Annotated in this window: 20 protein-coding genes and 1 riboswitch; of the genes, 8 read left to right on the forward strand and 12 right to left on the reverse strand. The window is 57.1% G+C overall.

Features of this window, described 5'->3' with window-relative positions:
• Nucleotides 1-8: 8 nt before the first annotated feature.
• From AC2FJE_RS05700 to dnaK, 8 genes are all read right to left on the reverse strand, one after another.
• On the reverse strand, nucleotides 9-971 hold the full coding sequence (locus tag AC2FJE_RS05700) for a HesA/MoeB/ThiF family protein (protein WP_496760749.1): 963 nt from the start codon (nucleotides 969-971) through the stop codon (nucleotides 9-11).
• Nucleotides 968-1564: a thiamine phosphate synthase gene (locus AC2FJE_RS05705; protein ID WP_496760750.1), complete on the reverse strand. Its 597-nt coding sequence runs from the start codon at nucleotides 1562-1564 to the stop codon at nucleotides 968-970. The genes AC2FJE_RS05700 and AC2FJE_RS05705 overlap by 4 nt, the downstream gene beginning before the upstream one ends.
• Nucleotides 1561-2325 carry a thiazole synthase gene (locus AC2FJE_RS05710; RefSeq protein WP_282119762.1) on the reverse strand — a complete coding sequence of 255 codons (765 nt, stop codon included), beginning with the start codon at nucleotides 2323-2325 and terminating at the stop codon, nucleotides 1561-1563. Before AC2FJE_RS05710 ends, AC2FJE_RS05705 begins: the two co-directional genes overlap by 4 nt.
• 3 nt (nucleotides 2326-2328) lie before the next feature.
• Nucleotides 2329-2523: a sulfur carrier protein ThiS gene (gene thiS, locus AC2FJE_RS05715; RefSeq protein WP_282119763.1), complete on the reverse strand. Its 195-nt coding sequence runs from the start codon at nucleotides 2521-2523 to the stop codon at nucleotides 2329-2331.
• Complete coding sequence (locus AC2FJE_RS05720) at nucleotides 2507-3484, reverse strand: FAD-dependent oxidoreductase (protein ID WP_496755485.1); 978 nt, start codon at nucleotides 3482-3484, stop codon at nucleotides 2507-2509. The genes thiS and AC2FJE_RS05720 overlap by 17 nt, the downstream gene beginning before the upstream one ends.
• On the reverse strand, nucleotides 3481-4284 hold the full coding sequence (gene thiD / locus AC2FJE_RS05725; protein WP_496755486.1) for a bifunctional hydroxymethylpyrimidine kinase/phosphomethylpyrimidine kinase: 804 nt from the start codon (nucleotides 4282-4284) through the stop codon (nucleotides 3481-3483). The genes AC2FJE_RS05720 and thiD overlap by 4 nt, the downstream gene beginning before the upstream one ends.
• Nucleotides 4285-4329: 45 nt before the next feature.
• Nucleotides 4330-4435: riboswitch (TPP riboswitch) on the reverse strand.
• A gap of 129 nt (nucleotides 4436-4564) precedes the next feature.
• Nucleotides 4565-5719, reverse strand: coding sequence for a molecular chaperone DnaJ (dnaJ, locus tag AC2FJE_RS05730; RefSeq protein ID WP_282119766.1), 1155 nt, complete (start codon nucleotides 5717-5719; stop codon nucleotides 4565-4567).
• A gap of 74 nt (nucleotides 5720-5793) precedes the next feature.
• On the reverse strand, nucleotides 5794-7704 hold the full coding sequence (gene dnaK, locus AC2FJE_RS05735) for a molecular chaperone DnaK (RefSeq protein ID WP_058275103.1): 1911 nt from the start codon (nucleotides 7702-7704) through the stop codon (nucleotides 5794-5796).
• Nucleotides 7705-7916: 212 nt separating this feature from the next.
• Here dnaK and AC2FJE_RS05740 point away from each other — a divergent pair, with 212 nt between their 5' ends.
• Nucleotides 7917-8519, forward strand: coding sequence for an alpha-ketoglutarate-dependent dioxygenase AlkB family protein (locus tag AC2FJE_RS05740; protein WP_496760751.1), 603 nt, complete (start codon nucleotides 7917-7919; stop codon nucleotides 8517-8519).
• Here the strand turns inward: AC2FJE_RS05740 and AC2FJE_RS05745 are convergent.
• Nucleotides 8516-9337, reverse strand: coding sequence for an ABC transporter permease (locus AC2FJE_RS05745; RefSeq protein WP_282170611.1), 822 nt, complete (start codon nucleotides 9335-9337; stop codon nucleotides 8516-8518). The two genes, AC2FJE_RS05740 and AC2FJE_RS05745, sit on opposite strands and share 4 nt — an antisense overlap.
• A gap of 123 nt (nucleotides 9338-9460) precedes the next feature.
• Between AC2FJE_RS05745 and cysQ the strand changes: the two genes are divergently transcribed.
• The 7 genes from cysQ to AC2FJE_RS05780 all read left to right on the forward strand — a co-directional run bounded on the left by cysQ (nucleotide 9461) and on the right by AC2FJE_RS05780 (nucleotide 17459).
• The gene (gene cysQ / locus AC2FJE_RS05750; protein ID WP_496755488.1) at nucleotides 9461-10258 is read left to right on the forward strand and encodes a 3'(2'),5'-bisphosphate nucleotidase CysQ; all 798 of its coding nucleotides are present in this window, start codon (nucleotides 9461-9463) and stop codon (nucleotides 10256-10258) included.
• Nucleotides 10258-11058 (forward strand): 3-deoxy-manno-octulosonate cytidylyltransferase, encoded by an 801-nt coding sequence (locus AC2FJE_RS05755; protein WP_472722525.1) that lies wholly within the window; start codon nucleotides 10258-10260, stop codon nucleotides 11056-11058. Before cysQ ends, AC2FJE_RS05755 begins: the two co-directional genes overlap by 1 nt.
• A 68-nt stretch (nucleotides 11059-11126) precedes the next feature.
• Entirely contained in the window at nucleotides 11127-12110 is a 984-nt protein-coding gene (gene galE, locus AC2FJE_RS05760; protein ID WP_496755489.1) for a UDP-glucose 4-epimerase GalE, read from the forward strand.
• Nucleotides 12111-12117: 7 nt separating this feature from the next.
• Complete coding sequence (locus AC2FJE_RS05765) at nucleotides 12118-13176, forward strand: glycosyltransferase family 2 protein (protein ID WP_496760752.1); 1059 nt, start codon at nucleotides 12118-12120, stop codon at nucleotides 13174-13176.
• A gap of 147 nt (nucleotides 13177-13323) precedes the next feature.
• Entirely contained in the window at nucleotides 13324-14310 is a 987-nt protein-coding gene (locus AC2FJE_RS05770) for a glycosyltransferase family 2 protein (RefSeq protein ID WP_496755490.1), read from the forward strand.
• Complete coding sequence (locus AC2FJE_RS05775; RefSeq protein ID WP_496755491.1) at nucleotides 14307-16007, forward strand: DUF5927 domain-containing protein; 1701 nt, start codon at nucleotides 14307-14309, stop codon at nucleotides 16005-16007. Before AC2FJE_RS05770 ends, AC2FJE_RS05775 begins: the two co-directional genes overlap by 4 nt.
• 6 nt (nucleotides 16008-16013) lie before the next feature.
• Entirely contained in the window at nucleotides 16014-17459 is a 1446-nt protein-coding gene (locus tag AC2FJE_RS05780) for a nodulation protein NodH (RefSeq protein ID WP_496755492.1), read from the forward strand.
• On the opposite strand, the gene AC2FJE_RS05785 is transcribed toward AC2FJE_RS05780, so the two are convergent.
• Genes AC2FJE_RS05785 through AC2FJE_RS05795 form a run of 3 tightly spaced genes read right to left on the reverse strand, consistent with a single transcriptional unit; the run spans nucleotide 17443 to nucleotide 20049 of the window.
• Nucleotides 17443-17961 carry a L,D-transpeptidase family protein gene (locus AC2FJE_RS05785; protein ID WP_058275258.1) on the reverse strand — a complete coding sequence of 173 codons (519 nt, stop codon included), beginning with the start codon at nucleotides 17959-17961 and terminating at the stop codon, nucleotides 17443-17445. The genes AC2FJE_RS05780 and AC2FJE_RS05785 overlap by 17 nt on opposite strands.
• A 57-nt stretch (nucleotides 17962-18018) precedes the next feature.
• Nucleotides 18019-18804 carry an ion transporter gene (locus AC2FJE_RS05790; RefSeq protein WP_496755493.1) on the reverse strand — a complete coding sequence of 262 codons (786 nt, stop codon included), beginning with the start codon at nucleotides 18802-18804 and terminating at the stop codon, nucleotides 18019-18021.
• 21 nt (nucleotides 18805-18825) lie between these two features.
• Nucleotides 18826-20049 carry a class I SAM-dependent RNA methyltransferase gene (locus AC2FJE_RS05795; RefSeq protein WP_496755494.1) on the reverse strand — a complete coding sequence of 408 codons (1224 nt, stop codon included), beginning with the start codon at nucleotides 20047-20049 and terminating at the stop codon, nucleotides 18826-18828.
• Nucleotides 20050-20071 lie beyond the last annotated feature (22 nt).

A 20071-nucleotide genomic window follows, 5' to 3' on the forward strand; every position in this document is an offset into this window, starting at 1 on the left:
CTTTTCGTTCACGAGGTTGAGGCCGCGACGAGAACGATCTCGCCCGGCCAATCCGGTTGCAATTTTTCGGCAGTACGCCACGCACGCAGACCAGTGGCGCAGCACAGTGCCAGCCTTTTGTTTTTGTTAGGCTCTGGTTTTACCAATTCAGAAGACCCGCGGAGCGCTTTGGGATGAATGGGTTCAGGGGCCTCATCCGAGCTGCGCAACTCGATGATCAGATCATCGGTGGTCAATTGGCAGACCGACACAAACGGGAAGTGATGGTTGGGCTCGGGCGCGTCGTCAAAGCGGAACGTGCTGTTTCGCATCGTGCGAGCATCGAACTGAACCATCTGCCCCAATGGCGAAGGGTCCAGCCCAAGAATAGCGCTCAGCGCCATTTGCGCCTGCATTGCGCCAATCATTCCGACGACCGGACCCAACACACCAGCAGTGGCACAGCTTTCACCGCTGCCCGGCGCGTCGGGAAAAACCGCCCGCAAAGTTGGGGCACCGCCGCAAAAACCGCCGACATAACCAGACAACCCCAGGACCGAGGCACTTATCAACGGTTTGCCCAGCGCGTGACACGTATCCGACAGCGTATAGCTTGCGGCATAACTGTCCGCGCAATCGAGAATGACGTCGGCTTGTGAGACAAAACGTTGCGAATTTGAATTAGTTAGAGCTTGATTATTCGTAGAGATCGTAATTTCAGAGTTTAAGGCCTGACAACGCTCTGCCGCGACTTCGGCTTTGGGGCGGCCACAGTCCCCTTCGGCAAACAAGGTCTGGCGATGGAGGTTCGACAGGGCGACTTCATCGGGGTCTACGATGGTCAAATGTCCGACCCCTGCACCAGCCAGCAGAGGCAAAACCGGTGCTGCCAGCCCCCCGGCCCCCACCACAAGAACCCGCGCGCCGGACAGGCGGGCCTGTCCACGCGCGCCGACCTCCGGCAGGATCATCTGACGGGCGTAGCGGCTCATGTGGTGACCTCGATCCACGCACGTACGCGGGCTTCTGGGTCTGCATTCAAGGTGATGTCTGTCACGACTGAGACAATGTCCGCCCCGGCCTGCAACACACCCGGCACGCGCTCGACACTCATCCCGCCAATACCGACCAAAGGGACTTCCCCCACGCGCGCTTTCCATTCAGTGACACGCGGCAGGCCCTGTTGTTCCCATTTCATCTTTTTCAGGATCGTCGGGTAGACGGGACCAAGCGCGACATAGTCGGGGTTCATGGCCAAAACACGCTCAAGCTCGTCATCGTCATGGGTCGAGACACCCAGTTTCAGCCCTGCGCGTCGGATTGCCTTTAGATCTGCGTCATCCAGATCCTCTTGTCCCAAATGAATCCAGTCGCAGCCCGCCTCAATGGCAACCTGCCAATGGTCATTCACCACCAGAACAGCCCCATGCGCACGGCACAGATCCCGCGAAACCGCGATCTGTTCGCGTACCACCGTGTCCGGTTGATCCTTGATCCGCAACTGCACCAGTTTCACGCCCAAGGGCAGCATCCGGCGCAGCCAGTCGGAATGGTCGAAGATTGGATAAAACCGGTCGAGGTTCATGACAAAAACGCCTTTCCAATAACAGGGGTCGAGGGTTCGGCCATATCGCGCGCTTCGATCGGGTCGGCCTGATAGGCCAATCGCCCGGCCTCGATGGCCAGCTTCATCGCCTTGGCCATTGCGGCGGGATCGCCGGCCCGTGCCACCGCGGTGTTCAGCAGAACGGCATCATACCCAAGCTCCATCGCATGTGCGGCGTGGCTGGGCAGGCCGATACCAGCGTCAATCACCAGTGGTATTTCGGGAAACTCAGCGCGCATTGCGCGCAGGGCGTATTCGTTGTTCAGACCGCGGCCCGAACCAATCGGGGCCCCCCAAGGCATCAGAACTTCACACCCTGCCGCCAAAAGGCGCTCACCCACGATCAGGTCGTCCGTGGTGTACGGAAAAACCTCGAACCCGTCTTCGCTCAGAATGCGCGCGGCCTCGACCAATTGGAACACGTCGGGCTGCAGGCTGTCGGTATGCCCGATCAGTTCCAGCTTGATCCATTTGGTGTCAAACACCTCTCGCGCCATATGAGCGGTGGTCACAGCTTCTTTCACCGTATGGCAACCTGCTGTGTTGGGCAGGACAAGAACGCTCAGATCGCGGACCATCTGCCAGAAGGTTTGTCCTGCGCCTGCTTCGCGTCGCAAAGATACGGTGGCCACCCCGGCCCCGCTGTCCCGAAATGCCTCTTCCAAGATTGCGGGGCTTGGATATTGCGCGGTGCCCAGCATCAACGGGTTCGGCAGTGATGTGCCGTAGAAGGTCTTCATCGCTCAGCCCCCCTGCATCGGGGCGACGACTTCGATCCGATCGCCATCCTTGATATTGCGAGCTTTGCGCAGGCTTGAGGGCACAAAACCCTCGTTCACAGCCGTCGCCACCCGGCCCGAAAACCCACATTCCTGCAAAAGATCGGCAAGAGTTTCGGCCTGCACCTCGCGCTTTTCGCCATTAAGTACAATCTTCATCAACCATCTCCGAATGTTTGTTGTCCAACGCCAGGTCAGCCACGCCCTTTGCCAGTGCAGGGGCCAGCAGGTAGCCGTGGCGGTAGAGGCCGTTGGCGTAGATTGTCGGTCCCAGTCGCCGAATACGCGGCAGGTTGTCGGGGAAAGCGGGACGCAGATCGACGCCGATTTCCAACACTTCAGCCTCGCCAAAGGCGGGGTTCAGGGCGTAGGCTGCGCTCAGCAACTCAAGCATCGAGCGTGCGGTAATTCGGCTGCTGTCCTCGGATTCGATCATTGTTGCGCCCAGCATGTAGACGCCGTCGCCGCGTGGAACGATATACAGCGGCACGCGTGGATGAAGCAGTCGTATAGGCCGGGTCAGTGTCACGTCTGGGCACCGGATCACCAGCATCTCACCCTTTACGCCGCGCAAGTCCTGCAGGTTTTCGCGCGCGTGCAGACCTCGGCAATCAATAGCGTTGTCCAATCCCGTCGGAGCGCGCGCATGATGGAATTCAACACCGTGATCCTGAAGCTGGTGTGACAGATCCAACAAGGCTTGACGCGGGTTCAAATAGGCCTCGGCATCAAAGTAGAGACCCTTTCCGAAACCGTATAAATCAGGCTCTAATGCAGTTATTTCGTCGGCATCAACTTCGGAAAATCCCTCAGTCCTGCGGGCAAAGCGACGTAGATCCGGCAGGTCCCTTGGGTTAGCAACAACCAGTGTGCCACGCCTGTGGACCTGAGTACGCTTGGCCCACCAGTCGATTGCCAATTGCCCCAGACGCAGGACAGGTTCCTCGGCGTTTTCATACTCGCACCAAGGTGCCAACATTCCGCCCGCCCACCAGGAGCAACCATGCGGCCCCGGTGCACCGCCGGGATCAAACACCTGAACCTTGGCCCCGCGCGCGACAAGTTCGGACGCGACGGCCAACCCGGCCACACCTGCGCCTATGATCGACCAGACGGTCACGCGGGCCAAACCTGATGGAAGTGATGAACAGGTCCGTGACCTTGCCCGATGTTTAAAGCATCGGCCTGAGCGATGGCGCCCTGCAGATAGTCATGTGCTTGCGCTACGGCCTGGGGCAGCGAAAGGCCCTTAGCCAACCCGGCCGCTATGGATGAGGACAGGGTGCATCCGGTTCCGTGGGTGTTGCGGGTCTGTCGGCGCGGCGCTTGAAACTGAGCAATCACGCCCGAATGTGAGATCAATATGTCATGGCAGATGTCACTCTTGCCGTGACCGCCCTTCATCAGAACCGCACCAGCGCCAAGTGCACACAGATCTTGCCCTTGTGCGATCATCTGTTCGAGGCTGCCCGCAGACTCAGAGCCCAGCAGACAGGCTGCTTCGGGCAGGTTTGGCGTTAACACGGTCGCGCGTGGCAACAATACGTCGCGCAGGGTTTGCACCGCCTCTTCTGCCAACAACGCATCGCCGGATTTCGCAATCATGACCGGATCCAAAACTACCGGCCCGTCAAACTCGGCGATACTGTCTGAGACACATTGGATGATCTGAGGGGTCGCCAGCATTCCAATCTTGATCGCGCCAACATCGAGGTCGGTCAGAACAGCCTCGATCTGGGCTGCAATGACGTCCACAGGGATGCCATGCACCGCCGTAACTGCGCGAGTATTCTGCGCCGTCACTGCGGTAATCACACTGGCACCATAGACGCCAAGCGCCGACATGGCCTTGAGGTCTGCCTGAATTCCGGCCCCTCCGCCGCTGTCAGATCCTGCGATTGTTAAGGCAATGGGTGCCATGTCGTTGCTCCGGTTCAAAATGGGCAACGGGCATGGAAAACGTCTAAGCACTATAAGACCGTTCCCTACGCCGGTATTGCCCGGATCAGGTTCGATGGGTTAGCGCATTCACGCCTCTCAGCCCCCAAACAGGGCACCCCAACGGTTGGGGCGACACTCTCAGGGGATGGCGGGGGAATCAAGGGCCAATTTTGATGCAGATTACGGTCAAACTGGCCTTATGAAATGCAAAAGCCGGCCTCAACGGACCGGCTTCTGTTTGATGTTCAGGTGTGCAGGTTCAGCCCTTCATACCGTCCCAAAATGACTTGACTGACGAGAAAAAGCTTTTTGATTCCGGATGGTTATCTTCGCCCAGATCGTCGAACTCACGCAGAAGCTCTTTTTGACGGCTGGTCAGATTGACCGGGGTTTCGACGGCCAGTTCGATGAACATATCGCCAACGCCACCGCCGCGAAGGGCGGGCATGCCTTTGCTGCGCAAGCGCATCTGACGTCCTGACTGACTGCCAGCCGGAATTTGCACGCGACCACGGCCACCGTCGATGGTGGGCACTTCGATCGAACCGCCCAGCGCTGCCTTAGCCATGCTGACCGGAACGCGGCAATACAGGTTTACGCTGTCGCGCTCGAACAGCTTGTGGTCCGAAACTTCGACAAAAATATACAGGTCGCCCGGAGGACCACCGCGCATCCCGGCCTCACCTTCGCCCGCAAGACGGATGCGTGTGCCGGTTTCGACACCAGCTGGAATGTTGACCGACAGCGCGCGTTCTTTTTCGACGCGCCCGGCGCCGCCGCATGATTTACAGGGGTTCTTGATAATTTGACCCAGACCCGAACAAGTCGGACACGACCGTTCAACTGTGAAAAAGCCCTGTTGCGCCCGCACTTTTCCCATGCCCGAACAGGTCGGGCAGGTTGTGGGCTCAACCCCGCCTTCCGCACCCGAGCCGTCACAGGCCGAGCAGGCCACGGCAGCAGGCACGTTGATCGTCTTTTGCAGGCCAGAGAATGCTTCTTCCAAGCTTACACGCAGGTTGTAACGCAGGTCTGACCCGCGCGCGGCCCGTCGACCACCCCCGGTAGCACCGCGCTGACCACCCATAAAATCGCCGAACAGGTCATCGAACACGTCCGAGAAGGCACTGGAGAAATCGCCCTGTCCGCCAAATCCGCCGCCGGGACGGCCACCGCCGCCCATACCGTTTTCAAACGCGGCATGACCAAAACGGTCATACGCGGCCTTTTTTTCGGCATCGCGCAAGACGTCGTAAGCTTCGTTCGCTTCTTTGAACTGAGCCTCGGAATCCGGGTTGTCCTTGTTGCGGTCGGGATGCAATTCCTTGGCTTTCGTGCGAAAGCCCTTCTTGATCTCGTCCGCTGATGCGCCCTTGGACACGCCGAGCACATCATAGTAGTCGCGTTTTGACATCAGTATTTCCTTCTGCCGCAACGTAATCGGGCCGGCCCGGTGACCGGACCGGCCCGAATTGGCCCGGTTTCCCGTTACTTACGCTTTTCGTCGTCAAGATCTTCGAATTCGGCATCGACGATATCGTCTTCACCAGCCGGAGCGGCATCCGCCGCCGCTGGCTCATCCTCGGTCTCTTCAGACTGCGCCTTGTAGATGGCTTCGCCCAGCTTCATGGCGGCTTCGGTCACGTTCTGAATGCCTGACTTGATCTTGTCGGCATTCTCGGTTTCCAGCTCGTCCTTCAGCGCGACAATCGCCAGCTCGATGGCTTCGATGGTGGTCGGGTCGACCTTGTCGGCATGCTCTTCCATCGACTTCTCGGTCGAGTGGATGAGGCTTTCCGCCTGGTTCTTCGCCTCGATCAGCTCGCGGCGTTCCTTGTCCGCCTCGGCGTTCTCTTCGGCGTCCTTGACCATCTTGTCGATATCTTCGTCCGACAGACCACCCGATGCCTGGATGGTGATCTTCTGCTCTTTGCCGGTACCTTTGTCCTTGGCCGAAACCGAGACAATGCCGTTGGCGTCGATGTCAAAAGTCACCTCGATCTGAGGCATGCCGCGCGGTGCGGGCGGGATATCTTCAAGGTTGAACTGACCCAGGATCTTGTTATCCGCAGCCATTTCGCGCTCACCCTGGAAACAGCGGATGGTCACAGCGTTCTGGTTGTCCTCGGCGGTCGAGAAGACCTGAGACTTTTTCGTCGGGATCGTGGTGTTACGGTCGATAAGACGAGTGAACACGCCACCCAACGTCTCGATACCCAGCGAAAGCGGGGTTACGTCCAGCAGAACCACGTCTTTGACGTCGCCTTGCAGAACGCCGGCCTGAATGGCGGCACCCATGGCAACAACTTCGTCCGGGTTCACACCCTTGTGCGGTTCTTTACCGAAGAATTTGGTGACCTCTTCGATCACCTTCGGCATGCGGGTCATACCACCGACCAGAACAACCTCATCAATGTCGCCCGCCGACAGACCTGCGTCTTTCAATGCGGCCTGACAGGGTTTCATCGATTTCTTGATCAGATCGCCGACCAGCGATTCCAGCTTGGCACGGGTCAGTTTCATGACCATGTGCAGCGGCTGACCGTTGGCGCCCATCGAGATGAACGGCTGGTTGATCTCAGTCTGCGAGGTCGAGGACAGTTCGATCTTGGCTTTTTCCGCGGCTTCTTTCAGACGCTGCAGGGCCATCTTGTCGCTGGACAGATCGACACCGTGTTCCTTTTTGAACTCATCCGCCAGGTAGTTGACGATGCGCATGTCAAAGTCTTCACCACCCAGGAAGGTGTCGCCATTGGTCGATTTGACTTCGAACAGCCCGTCGTCGATTTCCAGAATGGTCACGTCGAACGTACCACCACCAAGGTCATAGACCGCGATGGTTTGGGTTTCTTCTTTGTCCAGACCATAGGCCAGCGCAGCCGCTGTCGGTTCGTTGATGATCCGCAGCACTTCTAGACCGGCGATTTTGCCTGCATCTTTGGTGGCCTGACGCTGAGCGTCATTGAAATACGCGGGAACGGTGATGACCGCCTGCGTAACTTCTTCACCCAGATAGCTTTCTGCGGTTTCCTTCATCTTGCCCAGAGTGAAGGCCGAAATCTGGCTTGGAGAGTATTTTTCACCGCGGGCTTCCACCCACGCGTCACCGTTGCCGCCATCCACGATGGCGTACGGCACCATTTTCTTGTCCTTCTGGACTTCTGCATCATCCACGCGACGACCGATCAGACGCTTGACGCCAAAGATCGTGTTGTCGGGGTTGGTGACCGCCTGACGTTTTGCAGGCTGACCGACCAGACGCTCATCTTCGGTGAAGGCGACGATCGAGGGCGTGGTCCGCGCCCCTTCTGCGTTTTCAATGACCTTTGGCTGAGAGCCGTCCATGATGGCCACACACGAGTTGGTGGTGCCGAGGTCAATACCGATTACTTTTCCCATATGTTCAATCCCTTTCTCTTCAAGGCGATGTCTCGAGGTCCGGACCCGTTATGGCATCCGGTCCCGATCTGGTTTGCGCAACAGCACTACACCATCGCGCGTCCCGGCGTATATAAGGGCGAGATCAGAGGCCTGCAAGCGGTGTAAAAGGCAGGTTTTCGGGAATCTGCGGCCTTTTTGGCAAGGTTTTGGCAAGGATTGGGGAATCTTCAATGGCGCGGCTGCTCTTGCGCGGATTTGACATCAGAAAATCCTATCTGGACGTTGCGGCACAAACGCAACTGATTGAGGCGTTGCGCCCGATTCTGAAATCGGCGCCGCTGTTCCGGCCGGTTACGCCCTCGGGCAAGGAAATGTCGGTGCGCATGACCTCAGCCGGAGCGTTTGGTTGGGTCACTGACAAAGGGGGCTACCGATATCAGGCGCGGCACCCTAAAGGAATGGTGTGGCCCGACATTCCTGATACGATACTGGGCATCTGGCGCAAGCTTGCCAGCATCCAACGCGATCCGGATTGCTGTCTGATCAACTATTACGGCGAAGGTGCGCGCATGGGGCTGCATCAAGACAAGGACGAGGCCGATTTTTCTTGGCCCGTCTTGTCGATATCCCTGGGCGACGACGCCCTTTTCCGCATCGGAAACGAAAGCCGGGGCGGCAAGACCGAGTCGATCTGGCTGAACTCCGGCGACGTTGTGGTCATGGGCGGCCCCGCCCGTCTGACCTATCACGGGGTAGACCGCATCCGTTTCGGATCATCCAAGCTGTTGCCCAAAGGCGGGCGGATCAACCTGACCCTACGGGTGGCGAGTTAGCGGCGCGCCCCCCAACTGGCCGACACATGCTGGCGGGTGTAAAAAATCCCCAGCAATCCAATTGTCAGCAAGGCCAACCCAACCCAAAGCGCGTATTCCCAACTGGAGTTACGTGGATAGTAGTTACGAAAGACAAAGCCACGGCATTGGTCAATTATGTGAAACAACGGGTTCCAGGCAAAGAAACTCAGCAAGAAGCCACCCAGCGCATTCCCTACAACCATTTTGCCCGAAAAAATCATGTTCATGCGTCGGTACAAGTTTCTGAGAATATCAGCAGTCCCGGGGAACCACGGTTTGAGCGCCATGAAAACAACACCCACCGCACATCCCGTAAACCAGGCCAGGATCAGCATATAGAACGCGCCGCCGGGCTCTTGGATCTCCAGCGGCTCAATTATGACGCTGTAGGCGAAGAGGATCACAAGGATCGAAACCAATTGCGTATAAAGCGATCCGAAGGCGGTCGCCAACAACGCGACCATCATATTCATCGGAGAGTGCAGCATCATCGGGTTGTTTCCTGTAGCCACGCCAGCGACGGTCGAGACGGCTTTGATGTGAGTCAGGAACAGAAAGACACCTGATAAGAGAAACAGGATAAAGTTACCCCGGATCTTGGCCACTCGTGTGCCCAACATCGACAAGATCAGATAAAAAACGGTCACAAGTGCGAGAATTTGCACGATATTGATGATGATCGCGATCACGGCATTCGCGTGTTTTGATCGTATCCCGTGCACAACCGCATGATAGATAAGCTCAGCGGTCGTGAAAGCGCTGCCCAAAAGCGTCTGTTTTCGCTTAAAATAAAACACTCAGTACACTCTTTCCCGCTGAACTGCCTGCAAACTGCCACGAAATTCTTGCCGTTCCGTAACCGCCGCATCATAAGGCCCACAAGGATTTCGATCAACAAACTACAGCAACGGAGCATTTTTGTGACCTACGACGCCCTTATTCCCGTAATCAGACGTCTGGCGCTGGAAGCCGGGGACACGATCATGCGGATCTACGAGGCGGATGATTTCGACGTCAAAGTCAAATCCGACGCCAGCCCCGTGACCGAAGCGGACGAGGCAGCCGATGCCCTGATATCGGCAGGCTTGCGCGCCGCGTTCCCGGATATTCTGCTGGTGACCGAAGAACAGGCCGCATCACATTCCGTAAAAGGCGACACATTCCTGATCGTCGATCCGCTGGACGGCACCAAGGAATTCATCAACCGGCGCGGTGATTTCACGGTGAACATCGCATTGGTCGAAAACGGAGTGCCAACTCGGGGCGTTGTGTATGCACCGGCCAAGGGGCGCATGTTCTACACGCAAGCAGACGGTCAATCGGTTGAAGAAACCGGCGCGCTGAACAAGGCACAGGCCGGTGACGTAACCCCGATTTCGGTGTCTGAACCAAACAATTCGGCACTTTTGATCGTCGCGTCAAAATCACACCGCGATCAGGCGACCGAAGATTACATCAACAAATATCAGGTCAAGGACAGCAAAAGCGCGGGCTCGTCCCTGAAATTCTGTCTGGTCGCAACAGGGGAAGCGGACCTCTATCCCCGCGTCGGGCGCACGATGGAGTGGGACACAGCCGCCGGTCACGCCGTTTTGGCGGGTGCGGGCGGCAAGGTTGTTCGTTTCGATGACCACTCGTCATTGACCTACGGCAAGGACGGCTATGCAAACCCGTTCTTTATCGCCTACGCTCCGGGCGTTGACCTGAAGGAGGCCTGATGTCCGTATTGATTGCCATCCCCGCCCGCTATGCCTCGACCCGCTACCCTGGCAAGCCGCTGGTTCCGCTGACCGGGGCAAGCGGCAACGCGATGACCCTGATCGAACGATCGTGGCGCGCCGCCTGTTCTGTGTCAGGTGTGGACAAGGTGGTTGTCGCCACCGATGACGACCGAATCCGCGACGTGGCCGAGCGGTTCGGGGCCGAGGTGGTAATGACATCCGAGACCTGCGGTAACGGCACCGAGCGCTGCGCCGAGGCCCATACTGCGCTGGGTGCGGGCTACGAGATCGTGGTGAACCTGCAAGGGGATGCACCACTGACACCACATTGGTTTGTCGAAGACCTGATCGCCGGTCTGCGCGCCGCGCCTGATGCCGGGGTCGCAACGCCAGTTCTGCGTTGTGACGGAGATGCTTTGAACAGCCTGCTGAATGATCGTAAAAACGGACGGGTCGGCGGCACAACAGCCGTATTTGCCACCGATCACAGCGCAATGTATTTCTCGAAAGAAGTCGTGCCTTTTACTGCCGAAACTTTTGCTGGCCCCGAACCGACACCGGTGTTTCACCATGTCGGCGTCTACGCCTATCGCCCCGATGCGCTGTCAGCCTATCCAACCTGGCCAGTGGGACCTTTGGAGCAATTGGAAGGGCTGGAACAGCTGCGCTTCATGGAAAATGGTCGCAAGGTTCTGTGCGTTGAGGTGGAGGCGAAGGGCCGCCAATTCTGGGAATTGAACAACCCACAAGATGTGCCGAAACTCGAAGAGATGATGGCCGCTATGGGGTTAGATTGACCCATTTTCACCTTAACCCCTTGCAAGACGGCGTCTAACCGGGCGTGGCACCGCAATTTGGAACGATCATGAAAAATATTCTTGTCACTGGCGGTGCCGGGTACATTGGATCTCATGCCTGTAAGGCGCTTTCTCAAGCCGGTTACACGCCTGTGACCTTCGACAATCTCGTTACCGGCTGGCAGGACGCGGTGAAGTTTGGTCCGTTCGAACAGGGCGATCTGCTGGATCGTGCTCGACTGGATGAGGTGTTCGCCAAATACGAACCCGTGGCCGTAATGCACTTTGCTGCCCTCAGCCAAGTGGGTGAGGCCATGTCCGAGCCCGGCAAATACTGGTCCAACAACGTGACCGGTTCGCTGAATTTGATCGAAGCCACGGTGGCCGCCGGATGTGAGAACTTTGTATTCTCGTCCACCTGCGCCACCTATGGCGAGCATGACAATGTGGTGCTGGACGAAGACACGCCGCAACTGCCGCTGAACGCATACGGCGCCTCAAAACGTGCCATCGAAGATATCCTGCGCGATTTCGAGGCCGCGCACGGGCTGAACCACGTGATCTTCCGGTATTTCAACGTGGCCGGTGCCGATCCCGATGGCGAGGTGGGCGAGTTCCACCGCCCGGAAACCCACCTTGTGCCGCTGATGCTGGACGCCATCGACGGCAAGCGCGACGGGCTGACCGTTTTTGGGACGGACTACGAAACACCAGACGGCACCTGCATCCGCGATTATGTGCATGTTTGCGATCTGGTCGATGCCCACGTTTTGGGATTGAACTGGTTGGAACAAGGCAAAGACAGCCGCGTCTTCAACCTGGGCACCGGATCGGGGTTTTCGGTGATGGAGGTGATCAGCCACTCCAACGCCGTCACCAACCGCGACGTGCCTTATGCAATCGGACCGCGCCGGGCTGGGGACTGCACAAAGTTGGTCTCTGGTTCTGTGCGCGCTGGCGAGGAACTTGGATGGTCGCCCAAAAGGTCCACATTAGAGACGATGATTGCCGATGCGTGGCGCTGGCATCAGAACGGTCACTACGAAAAATGAGCTTATTGTGACTGGTACAGGGGAAGATACGCTTCCGCCCATCTCATGGGTGCAAATGTACAAGTTGCGGCTAAAACGACAGCGGTTGTTGTGGCGGTCCTTTCGCAGCCGCCATCTATTGTCCAGTCTGAGCGACCGCACGGCGAACATTAAACCCGGTGGTATCCTGGCCTTCACCACGCTGCGCAATGAAATCACCCGCCTGCCCTGGTTCCTGCGCCATTATCGCGCATTGGGGGTTGATCACTTTCTGATCGTCGACAACGACAGCGACGATGGCTCGGCGCCCTTTCTCAAGGAACAGCCGGACGTGTCACTGTGGCAGACCCGGGGCAGCTATCGCACGTCGCGCTATGGGTTGGATTGGCTGACTTGGTTGCAAATGCGCTATGGGCACCACCACTGGACTCTGATGGTCGATGCGGATGAGTTGTTGATTTACCCCGATCATGACACCCGGCCCCTACCGGACCTGACGAAATGGTTAGATGATCAGGGACGTGTAGCGTTTGGCGCGCTGATGCTGGATCTTTATCCCAAAGGCCCGTTGGGGGAACAAGGCTACGATCCTGAAACCGACCCGACCGAGGTGGTGAGTTGGTTTGATGCCGCGCCTTACCGGACACAACGGCAAAGCCCGCTCGGCAACCTTTGGGTGCAGGGCGGCGCGCGCGAGCGTATGTTCTTTGCCGACGCCCCACGCCGATCCCCGACGCTTAACAAAATCCCGTTGGTCCGGTGGTCGCGGCGCTACGCCTATGTGAATTCGTGCCATTCCGCATTGCCACGACATCTGAACGCCAGTTACGGAGGGCCCGGCGGCACAGCACCATCTGGTGTCTTGTTACACACCAAATTCCTGCCCGAAGTTGTGGAAAAATCAAAGATCGAGAAAGAGCGTCGGCAACACTTTCACGATCCCGAACAGTTTGCAGACTACTATGACGGCATCACGGATCACCCGGTCATGTGGGCGCCAGAGTCCAAGCGATACACCGGTTGGAACTCATTGCAGCAACTGGGTCTGATGGGAACAATTGATTGGGAAAGCCACAACTCAAACTAACGGTTTTTAAAGTCGTTGCTTCGAAAGATGGAAAAATGGCATAAAACGGCAATTGTCCGGTACCACTCTGGCTTGTACAGCCTCCGGGCACGCTCGCGTAAATAACAAAGGTTGGGCAGTCGCGTGGGCCTATTGGATTCATACCGAATGAGATTGCGGCGCAAGCGCCGTATATTGCGTTGCCTTCGAAAGCGGCGCGACCTTGTTCCCGTTTCCGTAAATACAAATTCGATAACACGGAAAGACGTCCTGCTAGTCAGCGTCATACGGAATGAGAAAATTCGCCTGCCATATTTTCTGACCTACTACCGGCAGCTGGGCATCAACCATTTTCTGTTCGTTGATAACGCCAGCAATGACGGGTCACTGGAATATCTGGCGGGTCAACCCGATGTGTCGGTCTGGCGCGCTGATGCAAGCTATAGGCGTGCGTCGTTTGGGGTGGACTGGACAAACTATCTGTTGCGCAAATATGCGCACCGCCACTGGGTTCTGACCGTCGACCCGGACGAATTCTTCATCTATCCATTCTGCGATACCCGGCCGATCCGCGCCCTGACTGACTGGCTGGACGGCTGCGCCGTGCGCAGCTTCAGTGCAATGCTGATCGACATGTATCCCGAAGGGCCGGTCGAAGACGCCATCTATTCCGAGGGGCAAAACCCGTTCGAAATCGCCAAATGGTTTGATGCAGGAAATTATACTATCACAAAGAACCCGACCTACGGAAATCTCTGGATTCAAGGCGGACCCCGCGCGCGCGTGTTCTTTAAGGACACGCCGAAAAAAGCGCCTGCGCTGAACAAGATTCCGTTGGTGAAATGGGACAAGCGCTATGTCTATGTCAGCTCGACCCATGCGCTGCTGCCACGCGGGTTGAACCAGGTGTTTGATGAATGGGGTGGCGAAAAAGCAAGCGGCGCGTTGTTGCACGCCAAACTCATCAGCACATTGGGCGAGAAGGCCCAGGAAGAGATGGAGCGCGGCCAGCATTACCGCAGCTCTGGGGAATATCGCGCCTATGCCGAACATTTGGCGGACATGCCCGAGTTCTGGTGCGACAAGTCCGAAGCTTATATCAATTGGCGACAACTTGAGATTTTAGGCCTCATGTCAAAAGGAAACTGGGCATGAGTAATCTGGGCATCATTATGCTGGTTCACACCGCGCTGAACCGTGCCGGGCAAGTGGCCCGCCACTGGACGTCTTCGGGGTGCCCGGTGGTGATCCATGTGGACCGCAAAGTGCCAAACAATGTCTATGCGGAATTCGTTGCCGCCTGTGCGAATGACCCGCTGATCCGGTTTTCTGACCGTCATGTCTGCAACTGGGGGGGGTGGGGCATCGTTGCCGCCTCGCAGTCTGCCGCCGCACTGATGCTTGAAACATTTCCCGATGTCCGCCATGTTTTCCTGACTTCAGGATCCTGTCTTCCTTTGCGGCCAGTGGATGAACTGGTCAATTACCTCTCGGACAGGCCGCGCGTGGATTTCATCGAAAGCGCCACTACCTCTGATGTAAGCTGGACCATCGGAGGCTTGGATCAGGAACGCTTTACCCTGAGATTTCCGTTCTCGTGGCGAAAGAACCGCAAACTGTTTGACGCCTATGTGAAACTGCAACGCGCGTTGCGCATTCGACGCCACATACCCGAAGGGCTTGAACCGCATATGGGTAGCCAGTGGTGGTGTCTGACCCGCCAAACCCTGTCGGCTATATTGCAGGATCCAAAGCGCGAGACCTATGATCGGTATTTTCGGCGCGTCTGGATACCTGACGAAAGTTACTTCCAGACGCTGGCGCGCCTGTATTCCACCCATATCGAAAGCCGGTCTCTGACACTGTCCAAGTTCGACTATCAGGGTCGTCCGCATATTTTCTATGACGATCACCTGCAGCTACTGCGCAGGTCCGATTGTTTTGTTGCCCGCAAAGCCTGGCCCAACGCGGATCGACTGTATCAGGCTTTTCTGACCGATCAGGCAGGCGCCATGAAACCCACAGAGCCCAACCCAAGCAAAATTGACCGGGTGTTTTCCAAAGCGGTCGAACGGCGCACACGTGGGCGTGACGGGTTGTACATGCAAAGCCGGTTTCCACGGCACGGCAACGAAAACGGGCTGACGTCCTCTCCGTATTCGGTTTTTCAGGGCTTTTCCGAAGTGTTCGAAGATTTTGAACCCTGGTTGAGCAACATCACTGGCGCGCGTGTCCACGGGCATCTGTTTGACCCGAAGCGCGCTGAATTCGCCGGCGGAGAAACCATCGTCAACGGCGGCCTCAGCGATTGCGCAAAGCTGCGGGATTACAACCCAACGGCTTTCCTTTCGAACCTGATATGGAACACGCGTGGCGAAAAACAGTGTTTTCAGTTCGGCCCCGCTGACACGCAAGAGATCAACTGGCTCTTGGCTCGGGACAAGAATGCGCTGATTTCCGTCATAACCGGGGCCTGGGCAATCCCGCTGTTTAGGTCAAACCTGAACTTTGCCGATATCCGCGCCGAGGCCGCCCGGCTGCAGCAGATCGAAACCAAACAACTGGAAATCCTTTCTTCTGTCTGGACCAAGGCGCGGGTTCGCAGGTGGACGTTGGCAGAATTCGTTGAATCTCCGGTCGAGCCTTTACAGACCGCGGTCGAGGATACCGGAACCACCCAAACCAGCCACCTGACCGAAGCGCCAAAAATGGTGGATCTGTCCGGGTTTGGCCAGTTCCTGCAAAACCTGAAGAACCAGGGCATGCACCCTTACCTCATGGGCGATTTCCCACCGGACGACAGCTTTGCGGACCGGGTCCGGCCATATCGAAAACCCTATCTGGTGCAGTAAAGATAAATGACGCCCCAATTTGACTACTTTATCATTCTTGCAGCCATGCGGACCGGTTCCAACTTGCTAGAGGCGAACCTGAACGCCATCGAAGGGGTCACCAGCTATGGCGAGGCGTTCAATCCCCATTTCATCGGGCGCTTAAAATCCGACACTCTGCTGGGCATCTCGGTGGAAGAGCGGGATCGTGACCCTTCTACATTGCTTGAGGCAATCCGGCAGGCACCAGGAGAACTGAACGGGTTTCGCCTTTTTCAGGGACATGATCCACGTGTGTTAGAGCCTGCTTTGGGCGATCCGCGTTGCGCCAAGATCATTCTAACCCGAAACCCTCTGGACAGTTTCATCTCGTTGAAGATTGCGCGCGAAACCAAGCAGTGGCAGCTGAAAAACATTAAGCGTCGTCGTGAAGCACAGGTCGAATTCGATGCCGAAGCGTTCATGAAATACCTGAACCGGCAGCATGAATATCACCTGATGCTGTCGCAGCGTTTGCAGCAAAGCGGCCAGACCCCATTTTACATTGCTTATGAAGACCTGAACCAGGTGCACTTGTTGAATGGTCTTGCCGCTTGGCTGGGTGTGTCCGGCAGGCTGTCGGCAATCGACGAAACACTCAAACCGCAAAACCCCGAGCCGGCGCTGGCAAAGGTGACGAACCCTGATGAGATGGAGCAGACGTTGTCACAAATCGACAGCTTCAACCTGCACAGCACTCCGAATTTTGAGCCACGCCGACGTCCATTGGTGGCGAATTACGTTGCCGCACCAAAGACGCCGCTGATGTACATGCCGATCCGCGGGGGAATGGAAAGCCCGATAACAAGGTGGATGGCCGCGCTGGACCATGTTGATGTCGATCAATTGCTGACCAATCAGAACAGAAAGCAGACACGTCAGTGGTTTTTATCCAATCCCGGGCATCGAAAGTTCGCCGTGCTGCAACACCCAATGGCGCGCGCGCATCGGGCCTTTTGCAGACATATCCTCAACACAGGTTCCGGCGCCTATCCGAAAATCCGACACGTCCTGCGCAACCGGCTAAAGATTCCGATCCCCGGGCAATTGCGCGAAGGCAATTACCCGGTTGAGCAGCATTACGAGGCGTTTTCGGCGTTCCTGACATTCCTGCGTCAGAACCTTGCCCAACAGACCGCCATACGCGTGGATGCGGCATGGTGCAGTCAGTCGCATGCCCTTGAGGGGATGGCGCCCTTCGCATTGCCCGACCTGATCCTGAGGGAGGATGAGGTCACGACAGCCCTGCCCGATCTGGCGCGCCGGATGGGGCACAGCACACCGCCCCTACCCGAACTCAGTGAACCGGATACCCCGTTCACTCTGGCTGAGATTTATGACGACAAACTGGAAACGCTGGCCGCCCAGACCTACCAGCGTGACTATATGCAGTTCGGATTTGAGCCCTGGAAACCGATTAGGGACGCAGAGTAATCAGCGTTCCCCGGTTTACCATTGAATAGATCTCTTCGATCTCGTCATTCTTGACAGCGATGCAACCCGCAGTCCAATCCGACGTCTTTTTGGCGCGCTTACGCTCTTTGCGACGGTTCGGTTGTCCGTGGATAAAGATATCGCCGCCCGGATCGACACCCATAGCCTTCGCTTTCGCAACATCTTCAGAATTCGGGTACGAGATCCCCAGCGACAAATGATAGCGGCTGTTGGGATTGTGCCGATCAATCAGGTAGCTGCCTTCCGGTGTACGCCCGTCACCGCGCTTTGCTTTGGTGCCGTTGGGCGCAAATCCAAGATCAACCCTGTATTCTTTCAGGATCTTATCATTGTGCAGAAGATATAGTTTCCGCGAGCCCTTGTTGATGACCAGAGAGGTCACTTCGGGTCCGTTGTAAGTTAGAATTCTGGGGTTGGCCGAGGCACAAGCTGAGAGGCTCAGCGTTGCCATTGCACCCAATCCAAATGCTCGACGATCCATGTTCACTGCCTGCTGCTCTTTTTTTCTGTATTATGCCAGAAAATGTGAAAACTGAAATCACTTTTTGATGTTTTGCTGCTCTGTCAGGCGACGTTCGATGCTTTCAAGCCGCTCCAGCACTTCGTCACGATAGGCATCGGTTTTGACTTCGTCCTCGGCATGATGCGCATCCTGCATCGAATTTACGATCAAACCGACCAGCAGGTTTACCACCGCAAAAGTGGTCACCATGATGAACGGCACAAAGAACAGCCAGGCGTAAGGATAGATCTCCATTACCGGGCGCACGATCCCCATGGACCAGCTTTCCAGCGTCATGATCTGGAACAGCGTATAGGCTGAAAGGCCCAGATCGCCGAACCAGTCCGGGAAAGTCTGCGAGAACAGTTTGGTTGAAATCACCGCACCGATGTAAAACAGGATCGCCATAAGAAGGAACACGCTGGCCATGCCGGGCAAGGCCGAAATAAAACCCTCAACCACGCGGCGCAGGCGTGGCGCGACCGAGATAACGCGCAGCACCCGCAAAATCCGCAATGCCCGCAGCACCGAAAGGCCGGACCCACCCGGTACAAGAGCGATGCCGACAATCACAAAATCAAAGACATTCCAGCCGTTGGTGAAAAACCTGCGCCCCGTGGCCAGCAGTTTAATCGCAATTTCAACAACGAAAATGGTCAGGCAAAGGCTGTCCAGTGTTACGATCAATGGACCTGCAGCTTCCATAAGGGTGGGCGATGTCTCCATCCCTAGCAGCACGGCGTTGAAGATGATGACACCGGTAATGAACTTCCCGAAAGCTGGTGCTTCGATAAGGGTCAGCAGGCGTTGGGTGATCCCCATTCGGGTAGTCTCCTGTAAGTCTTAAGGGTTCAGTGTGAACCGTGCCGCAAGTTCGGTGTGTGACGACCATCGAAATTGGTCAACAACCTGTACCCATTCAAGGGTGTAGCCCGCATTAACAAGAATTTTCGCATCGCGGGCGAAGGTCACCGGGTTGCAGGACACATAAGCAATCACCGGGCGCAGGGCTTGCGCCAGTTCGGTCACTTGCGCCTCGGCCCCGGCGCGTGGCGGGTCGATCACCACAGCATCAAAAGACTTTAGCTCATCCGGCATCAGCGGTCGCCGAAACAGGTCCCGTGCTTCGGTCGTTATCCGTTTGAGGCCCTGCGCCCTACGCCATCCTTGATCCAGCGCTTGCGTCATCTCTGCTTCGCCCTCGACGGCGTGAACCTCGGCCCCCTCTGCCAGGGGCAAAGAGAATGTGCCGCTGCCAGCAAACAGATCCACAACGCGTTTGGATCCACCCACAGCTTCGGAAACCGCCTTTAATAGAGCCTGTTCTCCGTCCTTTGTCGCCTGTAGAAACGCGCCGGGCGGCGGAACAACATTTGCCTGGCCAAAACGCTGAACGGGTGGCTGGCGCATGGCAATTACTTCACCATCCCAGCTGAGCCGGGCAAGGCCGTGTTTCTCGGTCGCTTGTGCCAAAGCCAGCTCTAGCGGGCCGTCCAGCGGTTTGCCGCCTTTGACCGCCACATCAAGCCCGGCTTCGGACAAGGTTAGCGTCACCGCCAACTCGCCTTTACGGCTGCCACCCAGAATCGCCAGTGCTTCGGCCACCGGAATGGCCGCGATTAGGGCCGGGTCGAGCAAATGGCAATCCGGGATCTCAGTGATCGTGTCTGACGCACGGCCATGGAACCCGGCCAGAGTGCCCTTTTTGGTCCGTCGTACCGCGATCGTCGCGCGACGGCGGGACCGTTCTGGCGACGTATGGATCGGGCGCATCAACGCCTCCAACCCTTGCGCAGCCAGCGCGGTACGCACCACTTCGACTTTCCAATCTGCGACGAATCCATCTGCCGCGTGCTGCAACTGGCATCCACCACAGGACTTGTAGTGACGACACGGTGCCTTGATCCGCTGGTCCGAGGGCGTCTCGACGCGGATATCTGTCAGAAATTGATCCAGCAGCGTGCCGCTGACGACCTCACCCGGCAAGGTGCGCGGAGCGTAAACGGGGCCATCAGCGATGCCGTCGCCTTGATGACCAAGGCGGGTAATAGTGTAGGTTTGCGTCATGGGGTGCCTGATACCGGGGCTT

The sequence above is a fragment of the Ruegeria sp. CDSC002 genome (assembly GCF_059610905.1).